16 protein-coding genes are annotated in these 26,336 nt (G+C 39.8%); 5 read left to right on the top strand and 11 right to left on the bottom strand.

Annotation, left to right across the window (positions count from 1 at the left end; genetic code table 11):
* Positions 1 to 14: 14 nt before the first annotated feature.
* From HC176_RS08010 to HC176_RS07985, 6 genes are all read right to left on the bottom strand, one after another.
* Complete coding sequence (locus HC176_RS08010) at positions 15 to 2,933, bottom strand: serine hydrolase domain-containing protein (RefSeq protein WP_167917676.1); 2,919 nt, start codon at positions 2,931 to 2,933, stop codon at positions 15 to 17.
* A 121-nt stretch (positions 2,934 to 3,054) separates the two neighbouring features.
* Positions 3,055 to 3,540, bottom strand: a complete 486-nt coding sequence (locus HC176_RS08005) for an ABC transporter ATPase (protein WP_167917675.1) — start codon at positions 3,538 to 3,540, stop codon at positions 3,055 to 3,057.
* Positions 3,541 to 3,565: 25 nt separating this feature from the next.
* Positions 3,566 to 4,360 carry a (Fe-S)-binding protein gene (locus tag HC176_RS08000; protein WP_167917674.1) on the bottom strand — a complete coding sequence of 265 codons (795 nt, stop codon included), beginning with the start codon at positions 4,358 to 4,360 and terminating at the stop codon, positions 3,566 to 3,568.
* 45 nt (positions 4,361 to 4,405) lie between these two features.
* Entirely contained in the window at positions 4,406 to 5,719 is a 1,314-nt protein-coding gene (locus HC176_RS07995) for a 4Fe-4S dicluster domain-containing protein (RefSeq protein ID WP_167917673.1), read from the bottom strand.
* A gap of 12 nt (positions 5,720 to 5,731) precedes the next feature.
* Positions 5,732 to 6,694, bottom strand: a complete 963-nt coding sequence (locus HC176_RS07990; protein WP_167917672.1) for an MlaD family protein — start codon at positions 6,692 to 6,694, stop codon at positions 5,732 to 5,734.
* Between the two features lie 51 nt (positions 6,695 to 6,745).
* The gene (locus HC176_RS07985) at positions 6,746 to 7,843 is read right to left on the bottom strand and encodes an N-acetylmuramoyl-L-alanine amidase (protein ID WP_167917757.1); all 1,098 of its coding nucleotides are present in this window, start codon (positions 7,841 to 7,843) and stop codon (positions 6,746 to 6,748) included.
* Positions 7,844 to 8,006: 163 nt separating this feature from the next.
* Between HC176_RS07985 and HC176_RS07980 the strand changes: the two genes are divergently transcribed.
* Together HC176_RS07980 and HC176_RS07975 are read left to right on the top strand one after the other, a co-directional pair.
* A complete protein-coding gene (locus HC176_RS07980) occupies positions 8,007 to 10,766 on the top strand; it encodes a putative LPS assembly protein LptD (RefSeq protein ID WP_167917671.1) in 2,760 nt (919 codons plus the stop codon).
* Positions 10,767 to 10,796: 30 nt separating this feature from the next.
* Positions 10,797 to 11,177 (top strand): RidA family protein, encoded by a 381-nt coding sequence (locus HC176_RS07975; protein ID WP_167917670.1) that lies wholly within the window; start codon positions 10,797 to 10,799, stop codon positions 11,175 to 11,177.
* Positions 11,178 to 11,222: 45 nt separating this feature from the next.
* Here HC176_RS07975 and HC176_RS07970 read toward each other — a convergent pair whose 3' ends face one another.
* The 4 genes from HC176_RS07970 to HC176_RS07955 form a co-directional block, all read right to left on the bottom strand.
* A complete protein-coding gene (locus HC176_RS07970; protein WP_167917669.1) occupies positions 11,223 to 12,101 on the bottom strand; it encodes an RsiV family protein in 879 nt (292 codons plus the stop codon).
* 15 nt (positions 12,102 to 12,116) lie between these two features.
* Entirely contained in the window at positions 12,117 to 12,572 is a 456-nt protein-coding gene (locus HC176_RS07965; RefSeq protein ID WP_167917668.1) for a pyridoxamine 5'-phosphate oxidase family protein, read from the bottom strand.
* A gap of 582 nt (positions 12,573 to 13,154) precedes the next feature.
* Positions 13,155 to 15,518, bottom strand: a complete 2,364-nt coding sequence (locus HC176_RS07960; RefSeq protein ID WP_167917667.1) for an ATP-dependent helicase — start codon at positions 15,516 to 15,518, stop codon at positions 13,155 to 13,157.
* Between the two features lie 114 nt (positions 15,519 to 15,632).
* Positions 15,633 to 17,192, bottom strand: coding sequence for an AsmA family protein (locus HC176_RS07955; RefSeq protein ID WP_167917666.1), 1,560 nt, complete (start codon positions 17,190 to 17,192; stop codon positions 15,633 to 15,635).
* 83 nt (positions 17,193 to 17,275) lie between these two features.
* On the opposite strand from HC176_RS07955, the gene HC176_RS07950 reads away from it, so the two are divergent.
* Together HC176_RS07950 and HC176_RS07945 are read left to right on the top strand one after the other, a co-directional pair.
* Positions 17,276 to 18,856, top strand: coding sequence for an FMN-binding glutamate synthase family protein (locus HC176_RS07950; RefSeq protein ID WP_167917665.1), 1,581 nt, complete (start codon positions 17,276 to 17,278; stop codon positions 18,854 to 18,856).
* A 6-nt stretch (positions 18,857 to 18,862) separates the two neighbouring features.
* Entirely contained in the window at positions 18,863 to 19,384 is a 522-nt protein-coding gene (locus HC176_RS07945; RefSeq protein WP_167917664.1) for a DUF7935 family protein, read from the top strand.
* A 3-nt stretch (positions 19,385 to 19,387) separates the two neighbouring features.
* Here the strand turns inward: HC176_RS07945 and HC176_RS07940 are convergent, their stop codons facing one another.
* Positions 19,388 to 20,299, bottom strand: coding sequence for a patatin-like phospholipase family protein (locus tag HC176_RS07940; protein ID WP_167917663.1), 912 nt, complete (start codon positions 20,297 to 20,299; stop codon positions 19,388 to 19,390).
* A 210-nt stretch (positions 20,300 to 20,509) separates the two neighbouring features.
* Between HC176_RS07940 and HC176_RS07935 the strand changes: the two genes are divergently transcribed.
* Complete coding sequence (locus HC176_RS07935) at positions 20,510 to 26,326, top strand: PKD domain-containing protein (RefSeq protein ID WP_167917662.1); 5,817 nt, start codon at positions 20,510 to 20,512, stop codon at positions 26,324 to 26,326.
* The last annotated feature ends 10 nt before the right edge of the window (positions 26,327 to 26,336 follow it).

The following is a 26,336-nucleotide window of genomic DNA, read 5'->3' as shown; positions in this document are numbered from 1 at the left end:
TGATTTTACAATATTTAATCAACTATGGCTTCATAAATAAGCCGTTGAATTTCGGTTCTAATATTTTTTCTTAGCAATAGGTTTTGTCCAGCTGTGGGGTAGGTTCTATTGGCTAAAAACACATAAACGATTTCTTCTTCTGGGTCTGCCCAAGTATAAGTGCCTGTAAAACCAGAATGCCCAAAACTACTCTTAGATACACAGCCGCATGTAGGACCTTCCTCGCCCAATTGGGGCTTATCGAAGCCTATTCCGCGCCTAACCCCTCTATGGCAATAATAACAGGTGTTGAATTTATCTATGGTTTCTGGCTTTAAAAATTGTCTTCCGCCATAAAAGCCTTTTTGCAAATACATCTGCATCATCTTGGCAACATCGTTGGCATTGCTAAATACGCCAGCATGACCACCAATACCGTTTTGCATAGCAGCACCCATATCATGCACATAACCATGTACTTCTTGAAAACGGTAATAATCATCAACCTCGGTAGGCACAATTTTTTTACTGCTTATTTTATGGTAGGGGTTATACATGGTATTATTGGCTCCCAACGGCTCGTAAAAATGCGATTGGGTTAACTGTTCCAATGTTCTGTCGTAATGGTATTCAATAAATTTCTTTAAAATGTAATATGGAAAATCGCTGTAACGGTACCTTAAGGATGAAAGCAATTCGGAATCTTTAATAATCTCAGGGATGGAATCTTGATAATCGGTTCGCAAAAAAAGGTCTTTGGCCACTTCAACATTAAACTCGTCGCTACGCTCCCTTCTGTAGTAATCGGCACTTGGGTGTTTTGTCAAACTATCCAAAGTACGGTAATAGAAAGGTTCCCAAGGCCTTAATCGCGCGTAGTGCGACAACATACTTTTGATCGTTATATTGGCTTTATTGGAGTTTTTGTACTCAGGCAAAATCTCAGAAAGTGTTGTGTTTAGCGAAATAACGCCCTGCTCTTCCAACTCCATTACCAATGGTAACGTGGCTAGAATTTTTGTTAAGGATGCCAAATCGTAAATGTCATCAGAGGCAACTTCTTCCTTTCCTTTGTAAGTGTGTTTTCCGAAGTTTTTACTGTAAACTACTTTCCCTTTTCTTGCCACCAAAATCTGTGCACCCGGCGTCATCATCGAATCGACCGCAATTTGGGCAATAGAATCTATTCGATTTAGCTTTGCTGTACTCATCCCAACACACTCTGGAATGCTGTAGCCCAAACGCTTAATATTATTAAACTCGATACCTTCTCCCCTTTTGAAATACGGTTGAATAGAAACCGGTAATTGACCTTTGGCGTCTATCGCGCCGAAAATGAGTTGTGCCGACTTTTGTTGGGCCACTTCACTATTTTGATAACTCACAATAATACCGGAAATATTCTCAATACTTTTTAAATCTGAAAGCGCGTAAGGTTTTACAAATGCATCTAAAATAACGGTATTGGTTTTAGCTATTTCGTCAATCCAAACCTGATCTTGTTGCGAAAGTTCAAAAGCTTTCCAGGGATTATCGTTTGAACGGTGGAAACCAATAATAACCGTATTATATGGCTTTAATCTAGCTATTAATTCAAATAAATTATCGGCTTCAATGATGTGTACTTTTCCATATTTTTTTAGTTCGTTGTAAAATGGCATGCCATCGTCATCGCCAAATTTAACATAAGCAATGGATTTGGTTTCCAAATCTTTTAAAGGCAGTAAATTATTGTCATTTTTTACAACGGTGATGGCATTTTCAAAAAGCACTTCATTTAATGCGTCATCCTTAATTCGGTTTAAATCATTCGATAAATCATGAAGTGCAATGGGCGAATAATCCTGCAACCCCACTTTGTATTTAGCCATCAAGATTTTTTTAACCGAATGTGCCAATCGGTCTTCCGTAATTTGTCCGCTGTTATAGGCTTCCATAATTTTTGAAACGCCTTGCTCCACGTCTTCCGACATTAACATGACATCATTTCCAGCCATAAACGCAGCCAAATCTATTGCGCCTGTTTCATCGAAATCTGCCGCTCCTTTCATGGTCAAGGCATCAGTAAAAATCAATCCTTGAAAACCTAATCTTTCCTTTAAAATATTGGTAACGATATTTTTTGAAAGCGATGACGGATAACCTTCACGAGTCTCTAAACTAGGTACGTTTAAATGGGCAACCATCACGCTCGACAAGCCTTCTTTTGTTAGTATTTTATAAGGATACAACTCAATGGAGTCAATTCGTTTTTCATTAAAACTAATGGATGGAAGCGTTTTATGCGAATCTTGGTCGGTATCGCCATGCCCCGGAAAATGTTTGGCATTGGCCAAAACACCCGCACTTTGCATGCCTTTCATAAAAGCCAAAGCTTTTACGGTAACATTATCGCGGTCCTCACCAAAAGAACGGTTGCCAATAATGGGGTTTTTCGGGTTGGTATTGATATCTACATCGGGGGCAAAATTAAAATGAACTCCCAAACGCTTGCAATGTTCACCGATTTGGCGCCCGGTTTGCTCCACTAATCTATTATCTTTTATAGCACCTAAAGTCATATTCCACGGAAAAGCATAAGTAGAATCGAGACGCATACTCAAGCCCCATTCGGCATCCATACCAATCAATAACGGAATTTTTGAGGCCGCCTGCAATTCGTTGTTAAGTTTTGCCTGACGGTATGGCCCTCCGTTGGAATAGATAATGCCCCCAATATGATGGTCTTTAATAAGCTGTACTATTTTGTTTTTTGTGGCTAAATCTTGGTTGGACATAACCTGTACCATGTACAACTGCCCTATTTTTTCCTTTAATGTAAATGAAGCATACACGCTATCCACCCATTTTTGTTGCGCCATCGCATCAGCTGCCAATAAAGGGCTGCCTGTCTGTTGGGCAAATGAAAAAATAGTAAAAAATAAAAATGGAATATTAATTAAGATTTGACGCATAAAATTGTTGTTAACAATAATTATTAGCTTTACAACACTAATAAGTATGCCAAAATAATGTTTTTAAAAAGAAGATAAAAAGACTTTAAGATAGATTAACAAAAGATAACAAGCCCACTTTTTACTTTAAAAAACGGCTGTGCCAACTTTCGGAAGCGGGTACCTCCCAGCTCTCCTTAAACTCGGCAATATTAGTGACTAAATTATTGAATACAATGGTATTTTTAGATACCGCTTTGTCTTTTGCCATTTTTTTGAAATCGACCAATGACTTGTAAGCCACGTACTCGCCTTGCTTGTAAGATACGTTCATTTTGTCCATTAAATCGACATTATAATCTTTCTCCAACTGCTGAATAAAATGCACTGAAGCATCAATCGAGCAGCCTGTTGCTTTATTCAAGTTTTGGTTTAATCCAATGATTATAAATCGCTTATATTTAATCGAGTATCCTGCATCTAAATCACTACCATGCGCTGTCCAGTTTTCAATAAAGGTGTCTAGTTTCTCTTCAATTTCTTGAATTTCCTCTGGAGTGAATGACCGGTTCGCTTGGTAAATCCAAATTCGTGATTCTTCCGGTAATATATTAAAATCTACTAACATTTTTTTCTTATTTTCGAACTGGCATTTATAAGTTTTGCGACTGGGCAATAATCTCAGCCACATCCATAACACTTATGTCGCTTTCTTTCTCCTTAGCTTTCACGCCATCGGTCATCATCGTGTTGCAGTACGGACATCCTGTAGCAATAATTCCGGGGTTAGTTTCTAAGGCGTCTTCGGTTCGCAACACGTTAACATCCTTATCACCTTTTTCGGGTTCTTTAAACATTTGAGCACCACCGGCACCACAACACAAAGCTGTGCGTCTATTGCGTTTCATCTCGGTTAATTCCACACCTAACATTTTAAGCAACTCCCTTGGCGCTTCGTAAACCTCATTGGCACGCCCTAAATAACAGGGGTCGTGGAACGTAATGCGTTTGCCCTTGAACGCACTATCGCTTTCAACTTTTAATTTACCTGTTTGAATGAGTTTTTCAATAAATTGTGTATGGTGTTGCACTTGGTAAACGCCACCCAAACCCGGGTATTCGTTTTTTATTGTATTATATGAATGTGGACAAGCCGTAACAATACGCTTTACCTCGTAAGCATTTAGTATTTCGATATTGGCAACAGCCTGCATTTGGAATAAAAATTCATTGCCAGCACGTTTGGCAACATCGCCTGTCGAGCTTTCTTCGCTGCCCAAAACGGCAAAATCGACATTGGCTTTGTTCAAAATTTTTACGAAAGCCCTAGTTATTTTTTTTGCCCGATCATCATAACTACCTGCGGAACCCACCCAAAATAATATTTCAGGTTTTCTCCCTTCTGCCATACATTCGGCCATTGTGGGTACTTTAAGTGTATCGCTCATAATCGTTTGCTTAATTAAAACTATTCAATTTTTAAGGGAATGACCTTATTCATCCTTCCACTTTAATCGATCCATTTGGTTATAAGGCCACGGCGCGCCATTGTTTTCAATATTGGTCATCATATTATTTAATTCGGCTGGAGCAGCACTCTGTTCCATCACCAAATAGCGACGCATCTCTAAAATAATAGATAAGGGATCAATACTAACAGGACAAGCCTCTACACAGGCATTACAGGTAGTACAAGCCCAAAGTTCCTCTCGTGTAATATAATCATCTAAAAGCTGCTTGCCGTCGTCTTTAAACTCACCGTTATTGGCATCGATATTTTTCCCCACTTCTTCCAATCGATCGCGGGTATCCATCATTATCTTTCGTGGCGACAGCTTCTTTCCGGTTAAGTTTGCTGGACATTCACTAGTACAGCGCCCGCATTCCGTACACGTGTAGGCGTTTAACAATTGCACCCAATTTAAATCCTGCACATCGCTGGCTCCAAACTTTTCTGGCACATCGTCTTCTTCTCCTTCCGCTGGCGCAGCAAACGGATCGGCATTGGGATCCATCATCATTTTAACCTCGTTGGTTACAGCCTCTAAATTATTAAGTTGTCCTTTGGGTTGTAATTTTCCGTAGTACGTATTGGGGAATGCCAATAAAATATGTAAATGCTTTGAAAAATACAGGTAATTCAAAAAAACAAGGATACCAACGATGTGCAACCACCAAGCGGCTCGTTCGATAAAGTGCAACGTAGATTCTGGCAACCCACCAAACCAAGGCGCTATAAACTGGCTCACCACATTACCTGAATTGAGTTCCTGAAATGCGGTATCGGTGGCATTCATCACCAAGAAAAGCATCATCAAGACCATCTCAAAATAGAGAATGAAATTTCCATCGTTTTTAGGCCAAGTGGTCATTTCACTTTTCCAAAAACGTGCCAGTTTTATAATATTTCTGCGCACCCAAAAAATAACCACCGCTACAAATACCAAAATGGCCAAAATCTCGAAGATTCCAATCAGTGTACCGTAAACCGAAACAGGTAAAATTTGCAAACCAATTCGGTGTGTGCCAAAAATACCGTCGATAATAATTTCTAAAACCTCTAAATTAATGACAATAAAACCGATATAAACAATAACGTGCAAAACTCCCGAAATGGGGCGGCGCACCATTTTGCTTTGCCCCAATGCAATACGGGCCATGTTTTTAAAGCGCTCTGATTTGTTATCGCTAACATCTACATCTCTACCCAGCTTGATGTTACGGATTAGCTTTTTAACATTTTTGACAAAATAACCAATACCAAGTATTAGTAAAATTGCAAAAATGATGTTAGGCAAATAATTCATATTTACGGTTGGTTAATTATCGTCCCTAATTTCATTTCCTTCGGCATCGTATCGTTTAGGCTTTTTCCCAAATAAAGAGAAATGCACGTAGCGCTTTGGATTCAACTTCATATCCTGTAAAAGTTGCTCCAATTGCAGTGTGGCGCCCTCTAAATTATCGTAAAGTCCCTCGTCTTTTAAAAACTTACCAAAAGTGCCTTCGCCGTCTTGCATCCCCTCCATAATCTGGTTGAAGTTTGACAACGTAGATTCTAAATCGGAAATGGTTTTATCTAAATTGGAATTGGACAATTTATCCGTTACAATAGCTAAATCTCCGGTTAATTTATTGGCATTGGAAAGCACACTATAAATACCTTCTTTATTTGAGTCAATTATTTGATTTAAAGCATTTGACGTGCTTTTAAATGATTGAATGGTTAAACTCAATTCAGAAATACTGGTTTTTAAATTTTCTTTGGTTTTTTCATCAAAAACATCATTCATATTGGTCAGTAAACCATCGGCACTTACCATCATTTTTTCAATTTTTTCCTGTAATGGCGTCAACCTTTGATTCACTAATTCCGATAGGCCGTCTTTGGTTTTTCCCACTAAAACATCTCCTGTTTTGGCTTCTTCAGCACCATCAAAAGCTGGCACAATAGCTATGGCCTTTCCACCAATAAGACCGGTTTCATACAATTCGGCCGTACTGTTTTTTGAAAATGGAAAATCTGTGCTTACTAGTAATTCCACCTTCAATTTGCCAGAGCCGTCCTCTTTAAAACTAATATTTGAAACTTTACCAACGCTCAATCCGTTGATAGTAACCGGCATTGAAGGCGTTAAGCCCTCAACGTTATCATACGAGGTGTAAAGAGTTTTAGAGTTGTCGAATAAATTTTGACCTTTGAGATAATTAAACCCAAAAACGAAGAGTAAAATTCCTAAAACTACGAGTATGCCTGTTTTGACTTCTTTTGTTATTTTCAAGGTAAATGTGTTTGGTAAACAAATTTAATATAAATTTAAAAAGAACAGGCTTTAATTTGCGGTTGATTTTAGTGCATCGACCAAGGCAATCTTATCTCCGTTTTTAAACGCTACAATAAAGCAGGAACCGCAGCCTTTATTTCTGGCCTCATTTTCAAATTGTTGCGCTTCGCTGTAGCTGGATGATTGTCCATAGAAATACTTGTACAACCCACCTTCTTTTGTTTTTGAAATTTGAGTCAAACCTTTAAAATTATAGGGTTTGGTTTCCAAAGACTTTGAACTGGCCGCAATTTGCACTTTAAAAGTAATATCACTCGAGGTGGTTTCAGCTGCGCCTGGCGAATTATCAACCACCTCAAAATGGTCTATATTTTTATCGAGGCTGTTTTTGTAATCCAAAATAGCTCCTATTATAGCTTTAGAAATTTCATTTTGCCCCTTTTTTGAATTTAAATAAGCGCCCTCTTGCTTGTAAGTTAAAAAACCAATTTCAATTAAAACACTAGGCATAACCGTTTGGTGCAATACAATAAAACCTGCCTGTTTTACACCCCGGTTTTTACGCTTTAAAGTGTTAGTGAATTGATCCTGAATAATGCTGGCCAATAAGATACTTTGATCTAAATACTCCTCTTGGCTCAAAAGAATACTCATCACCGATTCTGGCGAATTAGGATCGAAACCTTCGTAGTTTTTTTCATAGTCGTCTTCCATGAAAATAACCGAGTTTTCTTTTTTGGCGACTTCAAAATTTGTTTTGTTTCTGTGCGTACCCAAAACGAAAGTCTCTGTGCCGTGCGCCGAAGAACCATGCGCGTTACAATGTACCGAAACAAACAAATCGGCTTTGGCTTTGTTGGCTATTTTTCCTCTAACAAACAAATCGACAAACTTATCGGTCTTTCGGGTGTAAACCACTTCAATATCGGGGTTTTTCTCGAGTTCTTTTCCCACTGCCAAAACCACCTTTAAAGCAATCTCTTTTTCTAAATAGCCATTACCCGTGTTGCCCGAATCCTTACCGCCATGCCCGGCATCGAGCACTACAACAAATTTTTTGTCATCATTTATTCCGTTGTCGGTAAATGAAGAAAATGTTAATACTATTATAAAAGATACGAAAAGTAATATGTGGTGCGTTTTCATTTGGTACATCATCATTTTGAACAGCTCAACAACCCACTTTGTTGGTATCGCTATCATTAAAACGGACATTAATGCCGCTTTATTTCGCTATAAAACTAAAGGGGTTTTTAATTTTAAATTTTTAATTGAATATTAAATCAATCCCAGAAAAATATATGTAATTTTGGCATTTCAAAAACCGAGCCATACTTTTACAAAAATACATTTAAAAGCGTTGCGTACAAACAACTTTAAAATACTTTTTGCATTAAGTTTTACAGTGTTTATCAACACGTTAAGCTTCGCCCAAGATATAAAACCCAAACAGGATTCCATTAAGCCCGTAGTGGAAGAAAAACTTGTTATAAAAGCTGACAGCACAGCTATAACAGAAACAATTGCCATTGAGCAAGATAGCACGGTTACCGACTCCATAAAACCCAAAAAAGAACTTTTGGAACACACGGTAACCTATCATGCCGATGACTATACGCGTTTCGACCAAAAAAAGCAGAAACTGTACCTTTATAACAATGCCAGAATCGATTACGGTGATATGAACATAACGGCTGGCGATATTACCATTGATTACAATAAAAATACCGTTTACGCCAAAGGAGTAAAAGATAGTGTTGGCGAATACACCCAAAAACCCGTTTTTACACAAGGCAGCAATGTGGTAGAGCCCGATTCCATTATTTTTAATACCGAAACCCAAAAAGCCCTGATTTATAATTCGAAGACCGAACAAGGCGAAGGCACCGTTATTGCTTCGGTTACCAAAAAGGAAAACGACTCTGTTTACTTTTTGAAAAATGCCAAATACACTACGGCCGAAAATTTAGACGACCCCGAATATTACATTAAACTTAGAAAAGCCAAGGTTGTACCCGGTAAAAAAATTGTAACCGGATTGGCCAACCTGTTTATTTACGATGTACCTACTCCCCTGGGTTTGCCTTTTGGTTTTTTTCCGCAGAGTGAAAAGCATACATCGGGGGTTATTATCCCAACTTTTGGTGAGCAAAATAACCGAGGCTATTTTTTACAAAACGGTGGTTACTATTTCGCTATTAGTGATTATGTTGATTTGGCTGTTTTGGGCGATTATTACACCAACGGTAGTTACGGTATAAGAATGGAAAGTGCCTATAAAAAGCGTTATCGATTTAATGGCAATTTCAGTTTTAGGTTTGAAAGCTTGATAAACAGCGAACGGGGTTTTCCCGATTACAGCAAGAGCACGATTTACAACCTAAGGTGGTCGCACAGCCAAGATGCCAAAGCCAGTCCCAATTCTAGATTTTCAGCATCAGTAAACTTAGGTAGTAGTAATTATTACCAACAATCGAACAACCAAGTTAATGTTAGTAACCGATTGAACAATACACTATCGTCTTCGGTATCATACTCAAAAAACTTTCAGGGTGAACCGCAAGTTAATGTCAGCTTAACGGCTACCCACCAACAAAACACACAAACGCAATCCATAAACATGACGCTGCCCACGTTACAGGGAAGTGTTGGCAGAATGTATCCCTTTGCATCCAGTGAAGGCACCAAAAAAGGACTGATACAAAACATTAACCTGCAATATAATTTGAGGGGAGAAAACAGAATATCGACTACCGATTCGTTATTCTTTAAAAAAGAAATGTTTGATGAGGCCAAAGCCGGTTTCCAGCACACCATCCCCTTAAGTACCAATTTTAAGGTGTTCAAGTATTTTAGTATGAGTGCCAGCACCAATTTCAATGAAGTGTGGACCTTTAAAACCATCAATCGTTCTTACGATTTGGAAGAAGATGACGAAGTTATAGAGACTGTAAACGGATTCGATTCCTTCAGAACGTATAATTTCAGTACCAGTTTAGGAACCACTATTTACGGTACCAAAAACTTTGAAAAAGAAGGCGAAGACCGAAAGATAAAAGCCATTAGGCATGTTATCCGTCCGTCAATTAGTTACAACATCAATCCGGCTTTTGACCAATATTACGATACATATCTAGGCGACGAAGTTATTGACGCCGATGGCACCACCAGACGTGAATTGTTAGAATACACCCGTTTTGAACAGAGTCTTTTTAACACTCCAGGAAAGAATTTTTCAAGCTCTATGGGTATTTCGGTTTCCAATAATTTAGAGGCTAAAGTTCGAGATAAAGACAGTACGGCCACCGAACCCAAAAAAGTGGTTATTTTCAACAACTTAAACTTTAACACATCGTACAATTTTGCTGGGGATTCTTTGCAATGGAGCCCTGTTAGAATGAATGGCGGCACCCAATTGTTCCAAAACAAGTTGAGCATAAACTTTAGTGCGACTTTAGACCCTTACGCGTTGGATAACAATAACAATAAAATTGACAAATTCAACATTAACAATGGTGGAAGCCTTTTCCGTTTAACCAATGGAAATATTAATGCCAGTTGGTCATTTTCAAGCAAAGACGGCGCAGGCAGCCGAGAAGACAAAAACATTGAGGAAAACCTTCGTGGAGGTGGCCGGGCAGATGATTTGTTTGGAGTCGCTGAAGATTTCTCCAACCAACAATATGAGGACGAAGAGGAAGACGAAGATAAAACCCCGAGTGAATTTTATAACTTCAAAATCCCATGGAGCTTGAGGTTGGCCTACGCGGTAAACTACTCCAATTCAAGGCGACAGAATGAAATATCGTCACACTCGCTCATGTTTTCGGGCGATATTGAATTATCAGAGAAATGGTCGGTGGGCGCATCGTCGGGTTACGATTTTAAAAACTTGGGGTTCACCACTACCCAACTCCGTTTTGAACGCGATTTGTTGAGCTGGAGAATGAATTTTAGCTGGACGCCGTTCGGATCTTACAAATCATGGAATTTCTTTATTGGTATTAAATCCAGTCTGCTAAAAGACTTAAAATACGAAAAACGTAGACAGCCCGATATTCAATTGTAGGATTGTTTTATCTTTACAAAAAGGCAGAAAATGAAAAGAATTATTACTACCGCAAAGGCCCCTGCTCCTATTGGGCCATACAACCAAGCTGTTTTAACTGGCAATACACTTTATATTTCGGGACAAATTGCATTGAATCCTGAAACAAGTCAATTGGTTTTAGATAATATTAAAGATGAAACCCAACAGGTGATGCAGAATTTAAAAGCGATTTTAAAAGCAGCCGATATGACTTTTGAAAATGTGGTAAAATCATCTATATTCATTTCAAATATGGACGACTTTTCATCAATTAACAACGTTTACGGTAGTTTTTTTGATGAAGCCACTGCTCCCGCACGAGAAACGGTACAAGTCGCCAAACTGCCAAAAAATGTGAATGTTGAAATTAGTATGATTGCGGTGCAATAGAATATCACCCCACCTCTTCCCTTTTTTACATTCCGCTATTTCCAGCTACAGAATCAACGGGTTGGTATCATATTTTTTAAGGACAGGAAGTAATTCTAAAAGTGGCATTTCAATAGAATACGTTCCGGTATAGGATGGGCAGATTACGCAATCGTCAAAATAGAACTCCACGATAGAATCGTTGATTACAAAATTATTCTTCGCGGCCATAAAATCCTCAAAAGCTATTTCCCAACATTCATAGTACATCTCGCCACTTGCTATTTTATTTTTAATGGATGTATTAATGCTTTCAATGAGTTCCTCTTCAGAACCTTCTACAAAAAAATCTTCGAAATCCATAAACGCACTTGTACTGAGATTATAGTTAAAACAATCGAAGGAATAACTCGGAAACAAGGTGCCTGAATAGAAATTTTCCTTATAAAACAGTACGCTTATTAGCTCGTCGTTTAGGCTATAAATTTTATAATCTATAAGCCTTTCTTCCTTAAATTTAACAGAACCAACACTATCGCAAAAGGCTTTGGCTTGTAAAATTTCAGATTCCGTTTTAGAAATATTTACATAATAGTTATTGATGAAATCGTTAAAACTACTATACTTTTTATTAAAGGATTCGTTGAGCTGCGGATACTTAAAATTAATTACGTAATCATCTTTGTCCACTTGGTAGTTTTTTTCTAAAACCAACCCTTCCAATACTCCCTTATCGTCTTTCTTCTCCCTAAATTGCTTTTGTTTACGCTCAATCGAAATAGCTTTACTGGTTTCCAAATCGGCATCCTCTAACTTTAAGGTGTCCCCTATGTATATTTTTTCTTGGGGATCTATATCATCAAAGGTTACTGGTAAATCATCTTTTTTATCTGATTTACAGTTCATAAAGGCAATCAGCACAAGGATTAAACTAACATATTTCATAGGTCATTTGTTTAATTAATTGTTTCTCATTTTGCCTGTTAGCTCTTCTATCTTTATTTCAAAAACAATGGGCAAATCATCATTTTCAATTTTGCTACTAAACTCGTTTATAAAATCCAATTTGCGGCGTTCCTTATTAATTATAAGGTCTTTAACACCCAAAGAAAACAAGTGCAATTGGGCCTTTGCTGTGGCACCAGAAAGTTCTTTAAAAGTACCATGGGCTAAAATGGAGCTCCATGAATTTACAGACTTTATTTCAGACACCCCTAAAGACACTTGGCTATGGAGCCTCATGGCCCGGACTTTGTGTCCTTCGCCGGTATAACTAATAATAACTCCCGTATTTTTATCATAAAAATAGGTAATGGGTACAACAAAGGGGCGGCCTCTGTAAATATAGGATAGGTTACCTATATAATTTGAAGCCAAAACGGCAACCGATTCGCTTTTATCTAATGTCTTAATCATTTCTTTAGTTTTTAGGTTAGTTGTTGCCGTTAAGTTACTCGATACTAAACACATATATTATGACATAAATCAGGTTAATGTGATTTCTCCTCTTAAATTAATCAAAGAATTAAACTATTGAAAATACCGTTGCTTTTTATTGGGAATAACCAAAAATGGTACTTTTAAATGAAATCCAATTTGATTAACAGTATTCTTAAAGAATAAATTTTCAAAAAAAGAATGTATACTGTTTATAGTTGCCAATAGGTTGATTTTATTCTTAACCTAAAATCTATTTATGGTTTTTGCAATTTCCATACTCTTTACGGAATGAAACAGCAACGCCAATGTACCTATCAACATTTTTAATTTGGCCTTGTTTTCTTTTTGGTTTTTGGATAATTCGTAGCCTGTACTTTAAGTGCATGGCATTTAATCTTGCTTTATTACCTGAAACTATGTGTTCAAAATGATATTGAAAGCTCAACACCCATATACCAAGCCTTAACCAATAATTCTAATAGTTAAATTGCTGCTTAGCGACCAGCCTAAAACCTTTATGTTAAAAAAATCAACACCTCCAGTTAAGTAAAGCTAGCACTACCCCACAACCTCCAATTTAGCAAAGCGTAACAATAATTTTTTAACACCGCCGTGCTGAAATTTAATTTCGGCTTTGGTATCGGCACCGGCGCCTTCAATTTTTAAAACCTCTCCCGTACCAAAACGGATGTGTTTAACCGTATTCCCAACAACCAATTTGCTATCGGATAAATTAACGGTCTGTTGCCCACTACCATTGGCTTGCGCAACAGGCTTTAGGTTTTTAGGCTTAGACGGTTGATATTTTTCGGGTTCCGTTTTTGCTTTGCCCTTTTTAAACACCGGTTGCTTTGCTGGTTTGTAGCGCACTTGGCTTTGGTCTGGCCTACGGGTTTGTTCGGGCGCATCACCAAAAATATCGGCATCGAGCATAGGGTTGAAACGGCGTTCTTCAATAGGCGTTACAATATCGAGGTACTGCTCGTCGATTTCCTCGATAAAACGGCTCGGTTCAGAATCGACCAGTTTTCCCCAACGGTATCGCGAAAGCGCATAGGTTAAATACGCCTGCTTTTCGGCACGCGTTAAGGCCACATAAAACAGCCTGCGCTCCTCCTCCAACTCGCTTCGGGTATTCATGCTCATGGCACTGGGGAACAAGTCCTCCTCCAAGCCCACTATAAACACATACGGAAATTCCAGACCTTTGGCCAAGTGTATGGTCATAAGCGCTACTTGGTCGGCATCTTCCTTTTCATTATCCAAATCGGTTGCCAAAGCCACATCTTCAAGGAATTCGGCCAACGAACCTGTGGCATCGGCCAGTTCTTTTTGGCCCTCCACAAAGTCTTTCATACCGTTTAAAAGTTCCTCGATATTTTCCATACGGGTAACACCTTCCGGTGTTCCGTCTTTATTGAATTCCTTTATTAATCCGCTAGTTCTCGTAACGTGTTCGGCGAGTTCAAAAACATCGGCGGTTTGGTTCAGCACTTGATAACTTTCAATAAGCGTTACAAAATTTTGAAGCTTGTTTTTTATACCGGAATTGACTTTAATATCGGTTTTATCGATATTTTTCATCACTTCAAAAATGCTGCGCTTATAGCCATTGGCGGCAACAATCAATCGGTCAACCGTTGTTTGGCCAATTCCCCGTGGCGGAAAATTGATAACACGTTTTAGAGCTTCCTCATCGGCCGGATTGATAATTAAACGTAAATACGACAGCACATCTTTGATTTCCTTTCGCTGATAAAATGAAAGTCCGCCATAAATTCGATAAGGAATATCGCGTTTACGCAAGGCATCTTCAATGGAACGCGACTGCGCATTGGTACGGTACAAAATGGCAAAATCGCTGTTGTTGAGCTGATAGTTCATTTTGTTATCAAAAATGGTACTGGCCACATAACGGCCTTCGTCAGCGTCGGTCAACGAACGGTTTACTTTTATTTTCGGACCGTCGTCATTCGCCGTCCAAACCACTTTTTCAAGTTTCGTTTGGTTTTTGTCGATAATGGAATTCGCCGCATTAACAATGTTTTTGGTTGAGCGATAGTTTTGCTCTAATCGGAACACTTTTACATCATCATAATCCTTTTGGAAATTCAGAATATTATTGATGTTCGCTCCACGGAAAGCATAGATACTCTGGGCATCATCACCTACCACGCAGATGTTCTGAAATTTATCGGAAAGCGCGCGAACAATTAAATATTGTGAATGGTTGGTATCCTGGTACTCATCAACCAAAATATACTTAAATCTGTTTTGATATTTGGCCAACACATCGGGAAAACGGGTGAGCAGCTCATTGGTTTTCAACAATAAATCATCAAAATCCATCGCACCCGCTTTAAAGCAACGCTCAACATATTCTTTGTAAATATCACCCATGCGCGGACGCCGTGCCATGGTATCGGCCTCTATTAATTCCTGATTTTGAAAATACGCCCGAACGGTAATCAAACTGTTTTTGTACGACGAAATTCTGGAACGAATCTGCTTGTATTTGTAGATATCCTTATCGAGGTTCATTTCCTTAATAATATCGCGAATCAACCTATCGGAATCTTGGGTATCATAAATCGTAAAATTACTGGGATACCCCAATTTATCGGCTTCGATACGTAATATTTTGGCAAACACCGAGTGGAAAGTCCCCATCCAAAGGTTTTTAGCTTCGCTGGCACCCACAATTTGCGAAATACGCTCTTTCATCTCACGCGCCGCTTTATTGGTAAAGGTTAGCGACAAAATATTAAAAGGATCAATGCCTTTGCTCATCATATAAGCAATTCGGTAAGTGAGCACACGGGTTTTCCCCGATCCCGCTCCCGCAATTACTATCATGGGCCCATTAATTTGTATGGTGGGCTCTAACTGTGCATCGTTCAACTGGCTTAAATACTTCTCCAAAATCAATTTTATTTTTAAAAGCTAAAATTAACCATTGCTGCCCGTTTACAACGACAGATTTATTAATAATTATAAACAATTATGCAATGTGGTATTTTGATTTTGCTGAAGTCGCTAATTTTCCTTTTCACCATCGTTGGCAATGGCCGAACGCAGTCCGCTTCTTATACTAAGCCATATAAAGTTAAAAACCGATTTGGTTTTATCGCGCTCTACTTGCTCTGCATGGCCATATCTGTAGCCATCTTCGTTTTCTTTACTGTCGTTTGAAATGAACCAATTGATCAATCCGGATAGAAATTTCTTTTTCTCCCAGCCGTCTTCCTTTAGCATAGACACTTTAAAATTGTCGTACTTTATTTTTAAATCTATGCTTGACAGCTTGGGATTACCGTCAATAGTAAAAAAGGTTTGGTACAGCTCGCCATTAAAACGGGTATTTAAATTAGGCTCACTAAAACTGTTCATGCTAGCTGCTGTTATGTGCCCCAAATCTGCTTTAAACACAAAACGGTCTGTGCTGTCCTGCACTTTAAAATGCCATTGAACTTGCAACGGACTCCCTTCCATAAAATCAGTATTTACTTCAATTAGGGTTTCTGTATCCGAACTATAAGAATTTCCTAAATTGGCAATAGTAGCATTAAAATTTGTGAAGTTTATGCGGCCCGCACCATTGTCTTTTTTCACCTTTTCGGAATAAACAATAGCGCCTTGGTTAATGTTAAGGGTATCGATACCCAAATTAAACTTCAAATTCCGTAGCATTTTACCATATAATGGTTTTGGCTCTAAATCATCGGCTACCAATTTGTCTCTGTAAATTTCAAAATGAGGCTTGTCAACACTAACCCGTTCTGCATTTATACCTACTACCGAGGAATTCAACAATTTCAAATCCTGCCCCGTTACGCTAACCGATTTAAAATGAATATCAACATGGTCGCGTTCCGTTTCAACAACTTGGCTAAAAGCAGCTTTATCGAACTTGGTTTTTATTTTTACATTGTTCAAAAATGAAGCTGTTTTTGTTACCGATAACGAATCAACGAATACATCATCATAATCATTCAAAGCGTATTTTATGTTTTTTGCATCCACCGAAAAGCCATCAAATTCAACTGGTTTGTTTTCATTTTTATGGAACTTCAAACCGTCCACTTTCAAATTGACATTCGGTGAACTGAACAACAAAGAATCATTGTCTTTTTTTACCACCAAAACATCGGCTTTCGACACCAAAACCTCCCCCAACTCAACCTTTTGCGTTAATGAGCCCCATGTTTTTTGTTCAAAATCAGCTTGCTTAACTTTGTTATTTTGAACATATTTTATCACCGGATTTTGAATCAGGAGTGTTTCAACTGCAATTTTTTCATTAAAAAGACAATCCCAATAACTTAGGTTTTCAATCGATATTTGGCCAATATGCCCTTGCGTAATAAGCTCGCCAGTGGTTTTCCCATACACTTTCCATTTGGAAGATTTTAAGTCCACATTTCCCAATAAAATATTAACCTCTAAGTTGGAGTAACTCATTTGAATATGGTTTGGGAATTCGCTCAAGGCCTGCTCAATCTTTTTCCCAATCTTCCATTGAGCAACAAAAAATCCCACAATAATTACGAGAATGAAAACCAATACGACAGATAGAATTTTGTGTTTTTTCTGCATATTGTAAAGATATACGTTCAAAACTTCAATAACAATAAAATTTAAATATCTTTACTTCTCAAACTTGATTACCGTTCAATAATATGGATTCTTTTTTACAATTTATTTCTGAAATTTCATGGTGGATGTGGATTCTAATTGCCTTGGCTTTAGTAGCCATTAGGGATGTGTTTTTCCAGAAAAAGCACACCATTAGCCACAATTTCCCCATTGTTGGGCACTTGCGCTATCTCTTGGAAAGCATTGGCCCTGAAATGCGCCAATATTTTGTGGCCAATAACCGCGAAGAACTCCCTTTTAATCGTATTGAACGGGGATGGATTTATGCTTCAGCCAAAAAAGAAAATAATTACGAAGGTTTTGGCACTGACCGCGATATCTACGAGCATCAGCACATTTTCATCAACAATGCCATGATGCCCTTTAAAATTACAGAAGACCACCCCAACCATATCGATAAAACCTTTTTACCCTGTGCCAAAGTTATGGGTGAATTTAACAAACGGAAAAAGCCCTATCGCCCGGCTTCGATTATTAACGTTTCGGCCATGAGTTTTGGATCACTATCCGCAAAAGCCGTAGAGTCTTTAAATAAAGGCGTAAAAATGGCTGGCGCATACCATAGTACGGGCGAAGGCGGCCTATCGCCCTACCATAGTTATGGCGGCGATGTTATTTTTCATTTTGGTACAGGTTATTTTGGGGTACGTGACGAAAACGGCAATTTCTCCATGGACAAAATGGTAAAACTTGTAGAAGATAATCCTTTTATCCGTGCCATTGAAATCAAATTATCGCAAGGTGCCAAACCTGGAAAAGGTGGTGTTTTGCCTGGCGCAAAAATATCTAATGAAATTGCTAAAATTAGAGGTGTTGAAATGGGCAAGGATGTGTTATCGCCACCCAATCATTCGGCATTTTCTAATGTAAAAGAAATGGTCGATTTTATTGAAGACATCGCCGAAGCCACGGGTCTTCCAGTAGGCATAAAAGCCGCCATCGGAAAATTGGAGCAATGGGAAGAACTGGCCCAAATCATGCTAAAAACAGGAAAAGGTCCGGATTTTATTACCGTTGATGGTGGTGAAGGCGGTACAGGGGCTGCCCCTCCTAGTTTTGCCGACCATGTTTCGCTCCCTTGGGTATACGGGTTTAGTGATTTATATAAACTGTTCCAAAACCATGCTTTAACCGAACGAATTGTTTTTATTGGCAGTGGTAAACTTGGGTTTCCCGGCAAAGCCGCTATGGCGTTTGCTATGGGTGCCGACTGTATAAATGTAGCCCGTGAAGCCATGATGAGCATTGGTTGCATACAAGCACAAATTTGCCATACCAACCGCTGCCCAAGCGGTGTGGCCACACAAAGTAAATGGCTGCAAAGTGGTATTGACCCCACTTTGAAATCAGCCAGATTGGCACAATATTTTAGAACCTTTAGAAAGGAATTTATTGAGATTACCCATGCTGCTGGTTACGAACACCCCTGCCAGTTTACCATGCGGGATATTGAAATGAATGTAGATGACCATAACCTATCAAAAGAATTGCAAAAAACCTACATGTACGAGAAAACACCCGTGCCTTTTAGTGGCATGCAAAATTTAAAAGATTGTTTATATTTGGGAGGAAAACCATATGAAACACCACCAAAAAACACTTAACCGAAAATGGAAGTCAGCCGAATTATAGATTTATTTTTATATGCCATTCCCACATTAATCACGGGATTAATAGCCTATTATTTTTTTAGGGAACATACCAAAAACGAAGATGGTCGCAGACGATTTTTACTCAAAAAGGATTTACAGGTTAATGCCATGCCGCTGCGATTACAAGCCTACGAACGCATGGCTCTTTTTTTGGAGCGTATATCGCCGTCTAAATTATTAATTCGTGTACAACCAACTTCCTCCAGCAAAGAAGATTATGAGTCTTTATTGATTCAAAATATCGAACAAGAATTTGAACATAATTTATCGCAGCAAATCTACATAAGCGACAAATGTTGGAACATCATTACCACGGCAAAAAACGCTACTATTCAGCTCATAAGAAAAGCCGCAATGCTGGAAAAGACCGATACGGCCAACAAACTCCGTGAGGTGGTTTTAACCGAAATGATGGAACGCCGTTCGCCCAGCGAAGCCGCGCTTTCTTTTGTTAAGGAAGAGGTGGCCGAACTATGGTAACTATTAGCCTATTCTTAATTCGTTAGAACGTGCCTCTTGGCACTTTTTCTTGGCATTAAAATAACCTTGCTGCCACCACTCGGTCATTAATTTTTTATTGAAAATCAATGAGTTTTCGGTGAGTTTAGAGGGCGTGTAGTAAAGATTTAGGTCTACACCTTTATTTTTGGCTGCCAATTTACCGATAATGATATCGCTGCGCTCCACTTGATCCAACAAATGCCCAAATAAGTTAATCATTAACGAATAAGGATTTTTACCCAACACCTTATTGTACGCCATGTTTTCTGATTCTAAAATCACAGCATCAACTTCGGTAGCGCCCCTTAAAATCGCTTCACGAATGGGCACTACGCAGCCCAATCCGCCATCGGCATACTCAAATCCGTTTTTGGTGACCAACGACATAAACGGAATATAATTGCAGGAGATCCAAATCCAATCGCAAAACTCTTCGTAATCAAAATCTTTTATCGATTTGTACTCCACGCCGTTTTTAGAAAGATTGGAAACGGTAACCACCACATCTTCCTTCGTTTCCTTGATCAAATTGAACTCTTCGTAAGTAAAATGCTTTCTGATGTATTTCCGTAAGGCCTTGCTTTCGCCAAACGTGCGCTTCATTTTAATAAATTGCCAGAGTGAGTTAAAAAAATCAATGGAAACAAACTCCCTATCTCCTTTTTTCCTTATCACAAATGGGTTCACACTAAAAATATTGTTCTGGTTTACGTTGGTAAAAACTTGGTGAATTTTATCAATTTTACCAGCTGCCAAGTGCGGAACGAGCAAACTGCCTGTTGAAGTACCCAAAAACAAATCGTAATCCCTGCCCTCTTCCTGAATCAAATACTGGGCAACGCCCCCGGCATAAGCGCCTTTACTACCCCCTCCGGAAATCACTAATGCTCTCATTAAATTTGGGTCAAATTGGTTTAGTTACACCTTAAATATATTATTTTCTTATGAATTTCAACACAAATACTTCTAACTTGAGTCAACTGACTTAGCTAATGACCATTACACGGTATTTTTCTTCCCGTTTAACCATTAATTGATAAATTTTAACAAGCCTTTAAAAAGAATATTTATTTTAGTCTTTGCTATTAACTATATTTCTTTTACATGAAGAAGCATCCTTTTCTTTCAGCCTTTTTGTTTTTTACCGTCATAATAACCACCTCGATCTATGCTTACAGCATTATTAATATTGATAACTTAGAAAAAACACACCGAAGCAACTCAGCACCTTTTGCTCCACCCGTAGTAGATTTTACGTTTAACAATACCGGTGCCTGCTCTGGAACCCAAGTAAACTTTTCGCCTACAGTAAGTGGAGATGGGCCCTTTAAATATTTATGGACGTTTGCAGATGACGGAAGCACCAGTGCGAGCGAAAACCCATCACATAGATTTAATGCATTAGGCTGTGGTACGCGAGATATTAACGTCTCATTAACAGTAACCGATGCTAACAATGAAAGCACAACCGTAACCAAAACCGTACCTGTACAAGAAAAACCGAATTTAAGTTTTTACGATATTGATGCCGAAGCTAATTTTACACCTCCTTTTGATAACTGCGGAAACAACACTTCGAACCCTGCCTATACTATAAACGTTGGTAACAGATCCACTGGAAACTGCATAACCTCTTATGATATTGACTGGGGTGACGGTAATACAGAAACCAATGTAACATTTCCACTTAGCCATACCTACGCCCAACTGGGCTCCTACAACATGAGCATTACAGGTAATGGCTCTAATTGTGACAATACTGTAACCTATTTAATAAAAAATTCAAGTAACCCAACGGGCGCCATCATCAGCCCCGGTAACACCGTAAACCTCTGTACACCAATCGCCCCTTTAGAATTTGCTATTGGCTCTTGGGGCTCCAACCCACCAGACACCAATTATTTTGTAGATTACGGCGATGGCACAACAGTTAATTATTCTCAGCAACAACTGGAAGCTTCTCCTTATTATAATAGTTCAGACCCGGCAAACTCACAAAATTTTCCAATACCTCATGTTTACACCGAATCCAATTGTCCAAATTATAGCTATACCGTAGTATTATACATTACCACCTCTTGTGGGGAAACCAATTTAACTGCAGGTCCCATAATTATACTAAAAAAACCAGATGTGGCATTTGAAAACCCACCGACAGGGTGTGTAAACAGAGCCGTTCAATTCAACAACACCTCTACGGCTGGTTATAACCAAAATTGCGATACAAATGCAGGATACTATTGGGATTTTGGCGATGGGAATACCTCTAATTTAAGAGACCCCTCGCATACTTATACTGCTCCCGGCACTTATACCATATCCTTATATTCACAAAACTTTTGTGGCACCACTAACACCATAACGAACACGATTTGCATCGAACCAGAAATCAACCCAAGTTTTAATGTAAACACTACTAATGGCTGCTCGCCTTTAGCCGTTACAACTACAAACACGGTCGATTTGACCAATAGCTGCGGAAATGAAACGTATCTTTGGAATGTTAGCTATACTTCCGATTTATGTGGCACCGCCCCTGCTCAATGGAGTTTTACCAACGGAACAGATGAAAACTCCACCGAACCTTCTTTTAATTTTGAAACATCGGGAACCTATACCATTACACAAACCGTTACCAATTCCTGCGGAAGCAACAGTACTTCGCAAACTATTGAAGTAAAACAGCCGCCAACGGTAACTTTAGCTTCTATTGATGATGCTTGTGGCTCTGTATCTATTAACCCTACGGCCACTGTTAATAGTTGTGCACCTAGTACTGAAACACCCACTTACATTTGGAGTTTTCCCGGAGGTACACCAGCTACGTCCAATACGCTTAACCCCGGCATTATAAGCTATGCTACTCCGGGCAATTATCAGGTTTCGCTTGAAGTCACCACCAGCTGTGGTTCTACCACTTCAACTGAAAATTTTGTGGTAAACCCCGTTCCCACGATTACCAATACCGATTTAAATCAAACCATTTGTTCGGGTACCGATACTACAGAAATCAATTTAACTGCCGACCTTAGCGGCACTACGTTTTCGTGGACGGCATCGGCCCCAACTGGAGTTACGGGTTTTATCACTTCAGGCAACTCCAACACTATTCCTGTTCAAACCATAACCAATAGCAATACAAATTCAGAAGATGTTACTTATACTGCAACCCCTTCGTTAAATGGCTGCGATGGTGCTCCGGTAATTTTTACATTAACCGTAAACCCGGCACCAGAATTTACCAGTCAACCACAATCGGAATCGGTTTGCGAAAATGGCACCATTACACTACTATCGGTCAGCGTTAGTGGCTCCGGATCCCCCACATATCAATGGTATAAAAGCACTTCAAACTCCAATACTGGAGGCACCCTAATTACTGGGGAAACCAATCCAACGTATACTCCGCCAAATACGCCAACTGGTACAAACTATTACTATGCTGTAGTTTCGTTTAGTTCAGGAGCTGGTTGTGACGAAATCACCTCAAACGTAGCTCAAATAGAGGTTGTAGAAGGTATTCAAATCGACACCCACCCCACACCTACGCAACGATTATGTGTTGGCGGCAATTTACCAAACCCTTTAACCGTAAGCCATTCGGGAGGTACAGGCACCATTTCGTATCAATGGTTTTCAAACACAACAAACAGCAACACGGGCGGCACGGCCATTACCGGAGCGACAAATATAGATTACACACCACCAACCTTCACCACCTCGGGCACCTATTTTTATTACCTTGAAATTTCCTTAAACGGAAGTGGCTGCAGCGGTATTACCAGCGATGTCGCTGAAATTACAGTCGTGGACGACCCGGTTATTACCACACAGCCATTGGCCACGCAAACCCTTTGTCAAGGTATTACGCCCCAAACTCTCGAAGCTGTAGTTTCCGGCGGATTAGGTAGCAGTTATAATTATCAATGGTACAGCAATACCAACAACAACAATACGGGCGGTTCGGTTATTTCTGGGGAAATGAACAGCAGTTTTATCCCACCGACCGATACCGTTGGCAGCTATTATTATTATGTTGAAATCACCCAACCCGTTGCCGGATGTGGTATTGTGAGCGATGTGGCCGAAGTAAACGTTAACGCTGCCCCAAACATCACCTCGCAACCCGTTTCAGAGGTGTATTGTTTTGGCGAAACCATCAATCCGCTTTCCTTTTCTTATGCAAACGGTGTGGGCACACCGGCTATTCAATGGTATAAAAACACGGTGGACGACAACACTACGGGAACGGCCATTTCTGGGGAAAACGCCACCAGTTTCACTCCGCCTTCAGCAACAATTGGAACGGTTTATTATTATGCTGTTGTTACCTTTTCATCGGGTGGCTGTACCGAAATCACCTCAAACACGGCAGAAATCACCATCAACCAAACGCCGAATATCAGTCCGAAATCAGCAACCATTTGCAGCGGAAACGCTTTCAATATTTCACCCGACAATACCAACGGCGATATTACACCGGCAGGCACTACTTATACATGGACTGCCCCAGTGATTTCACCCGCTGGCACTATTACTGGTGCTTCAGCTGAAAGCAATCCGCAAAGCAGTATCAGTCAAACGCTGACAAACACAACTACCTCGCCATCAACGATTACTTACACCGTTACGCCCACTTCGGGCAACTGTGTGGGCAACACTTTTGATGTTACCATTACCGTCAATCCCTCTATTAGCATTACTTCCACGCAAACCAACAGCGATTGTTATTTGGCAAATTCAGGTGCTTTGGAAATCGAAATTACTGGAGGTGTACAGTTTTCTGCCGGAAATCCGTATCAAATTACTTGGAGTGGATCAAATGGTTTTTCAAGCACCGATGAAGATATTTTAAACTTAGCACCGGGTAATTATACGGTTGATATTTTAGATGATGGTGGTTGCCCGTTCACGGAAACCTTTACCATTACTGAACCCGACGAACTTATTTTCAGCAATATTGATTTCGACCCCGAAACCATTTCCTGTTTTGGAGCGAATGATGGCAGCATTGGTATCGACATTTCGGGAGGCACACCACCGTACACCTACAATTGGACCAGAAACGGTAGTGCCTTTTCAAACTTGGAAGATTTAACGAACCTGGCTCCGGGAACTTATGAGATTACTGTCTCCGATGCAAATAACTGTACGCCCATTACCCAAAGTTTTTCAATTATTGAACCTTCGGAATTAAGTGTCAGTTTAGTAAATCAAGTCGATATTATTTGCTTTGGAGAGGCTACTGGCGAAATCAACATTTCGGTTACTGGCGGAAGAACGATTGAAACATCTCCCGGCAATTTTGATTATTCCTATTCGTGGACAGGTCCGAACGGTTTCACCAGCAACCTTCAGAATTTAACCGCTTTGTTTGCCGGAACCTATAATGTAACAGTAACCGACAGGTCGGGCTGTATCGATACTCTAGAAGTGATTTTAACCCAAACCGATGAAATCATAATTGATTACAGCACCACCGAAATTGAATGTTACGGCGACAACAATGCCTCGATTACCATCAACAACATTTCTGGCGGTAACCCACCGTACCAAGTGGCCTGGAGCAATTTGGGATCGGGCATGTCGCAAACCAATCTCTCGGCCGGCACATACACCATAACCGTAACCGACGATACCAATTGCGAAAAAAAAGCCGTAATCATTATTGACGAAGCGCCCATTTTTAGGATTTCGCCCATGGTTGAAAACGTATCCTGTTTTGGTGAAAACGACGGACGCATTATTTTGAATTTGGAAGGCGGCATAGACCCCGTAAATCTTGTTTGGGACGACGATTCAACGGCGGGAGTGGAACGCAACAATATTGGCCCGGGCACCTACACCGTTACCATTACCGACGGTACGCCCTGCGAAATCACCGAAACCTTCACCATTACCGAACCGGCGGCATTAAACCTTTCGGCCAACACTACCGACGCTTTGGACTGCGACGAAGCCAACTCCGGAAGCATCAATTTAATCGTTACGGGTGGTTCTTTGCCGTTTACCTATTCATGGTCTAACGGAGCGACTTCCGAAGATTTAAACAACATCCCACCGGGCAATTACGCCGTTACGGTAACCGATGCCAATAATTGTCAGATTTCTGGTGATTGGGACATCAATCGTTTTGAGCCGATAACTTTGAATGTCGATACCGAAACGGATTTCAACTGCGACACCCGCGAAGTGAACCAATCGTTTATCGCCCAAGTTTCTGGAGGTGTTCCGCCATACAGCATCCAATGGTCCAGCGGAACGGTGAGCGGTACCAACGGAGAACGGATGAGTACCTCAACAAACGGCTTGGTTTCTATTGATGTTACCGACAGCTTGGGCTGCATGGCCAATTTTTCTTATAACGTTGATATTCCCGAACTGGGCGATGCCGATTTCAACATCACTTCGAGTGCTTATAGTTCCTTCGGGTTTTACTCTATTGAAGACCCGATAATGTTCTCGAACCAAGCCGATGGCGACTATATTTCCGTAGCCTGGGATTTTGGCGATGGAGGCTTCTCTTCCGAAGAAAACCCTAGCCACACCTACATTAACGAGGGGAGTTACGAGGTGATGCAAACCGTTACCTACCCTTTTGGCTGCGTGTACACCAAACAGAGCACTTTGGTTATTGAAAAAGGATACAGCCTGATTATGCCCAATGCCTTCACTCCTAACAACGATAATATGAATGCTTTTTTTGCACCAGAATCCATTGCATTAAGTAACATGGAATTTAATATTTACGACACTTGGGGCAGTTTAATTTATTCTGAAAAAGGCGACAGCATAAAAGGTTGGGACGGCAAAGTGAACGACAATGAGGCCGAAAACGGTAATTATTATTTCACCTTTAGCGGACAAACGTTTTACGGAAAAACCATTACCCAAAAAGGCGCCTTTGTATCCATTAAATAAGCAACCACAA

The sequence above is a fragment of the Tamlana crocina genome (assembly GCF_012037625.1).
The sequence above is the reverse complement of the archived record's forward strand: the minus strand, read 5'-3'. Positions and strand labels throughout refer to the sequence as shown.

Excerpts from the sequence above, each read along its gene's own strand:
- HC176_RS08005 (WP_167917675.1), bottom strand. The coding sequence starts at position 3,540 with ATGTTAGTAGATTTTAATATATTACCGGAAGAATCACGAATTTGGATT.
- HC176_RS07935 (WP_167917662.1), top strand. The coding sequence starts at position 20,510 with ATGAAGAAGCATCCTTTTCTTTCAGCCTTTTTGTTTTTTACCGTCATA.
- HC176_RS08000 (WP_167917674.1), bottom strand. The coding sequence starts at position 4,360 with ATGAGCGATACACTTAAAGTACCCACAATGGCCGAATGTATGGCAGAA.
- HC176_RS07965 (WP_167917668.1), bottom strand. The coding sequence starts at position 12,572 with ATGATTAAGACATTAGATAAAAGCGAATCGGTTGCCGTTTTGGCTTCA.
- HC176_RS07940 (WP_167917663.1), bottom strand. The coding sequence starts at position 20,299 with ATGAGAGCATTAGTGATTTCCGGAGGGGGTAGTAAAGGCGCTTATGCC.
- HC176_RS07955 (WP_167917666.1), bottom strand. The coding sequence starts at position 17,192 with ATGCAGAAAAAACACAAAATTCTATCTGTCGTATTGGTTTTCATTCTC.
- HC176_RS07975 (WP_167917670.1), top strand. The coding sequence starts at position 10,797 with ATGAAAAGAATTATTACTACCGCAAAGGCCCCTGCTCCTATTGGGCCA.
- HC176_RS07985 (WP_167917757.1), bottom strand. The coding sequence starts at position 7,843 with ATGAAAACGCACCACATATTACTTTTCGTATCTTTTATAATAGTATTA.
- HC176_RS07945 (WP_167917664.1), top strand. The coding sequence starts at position 18,863 with ATGGAAGTCAGCCGAATTATAGATTTATTTTTATATGCCATTCCCACA.
- HC176_RS08010 (WP_167917676.1), bottom strand. The coding sequence starts at position 2,933 with ATGCGTCAAATCTTAATTAATATTCCATTTTTATTTTTTACTATTTTT.
- HC176_RS07950 (WP_167917665.1), top strand. The coding sequence starts at position 17,276 with ATGGATTCTTTTTTACAATTTATTTCTGAAATTTCATGGTGGATGTGG.
- HC176_RS07995 (WP_167917673.1), bottom strand. The coding sequence starts at position 5,719 with ATGAATTATTTGCCTAACATCATTTTTGCAATTTTACTAATACTTGGT.
- HC176_RS07970 (WP_167917669.1), bottom strand. The coding sequence starts at position 12,101 with ATGAAATATGTTAGTTTAATCCTTGTGCTGATTGCCTTTATGAACTGT.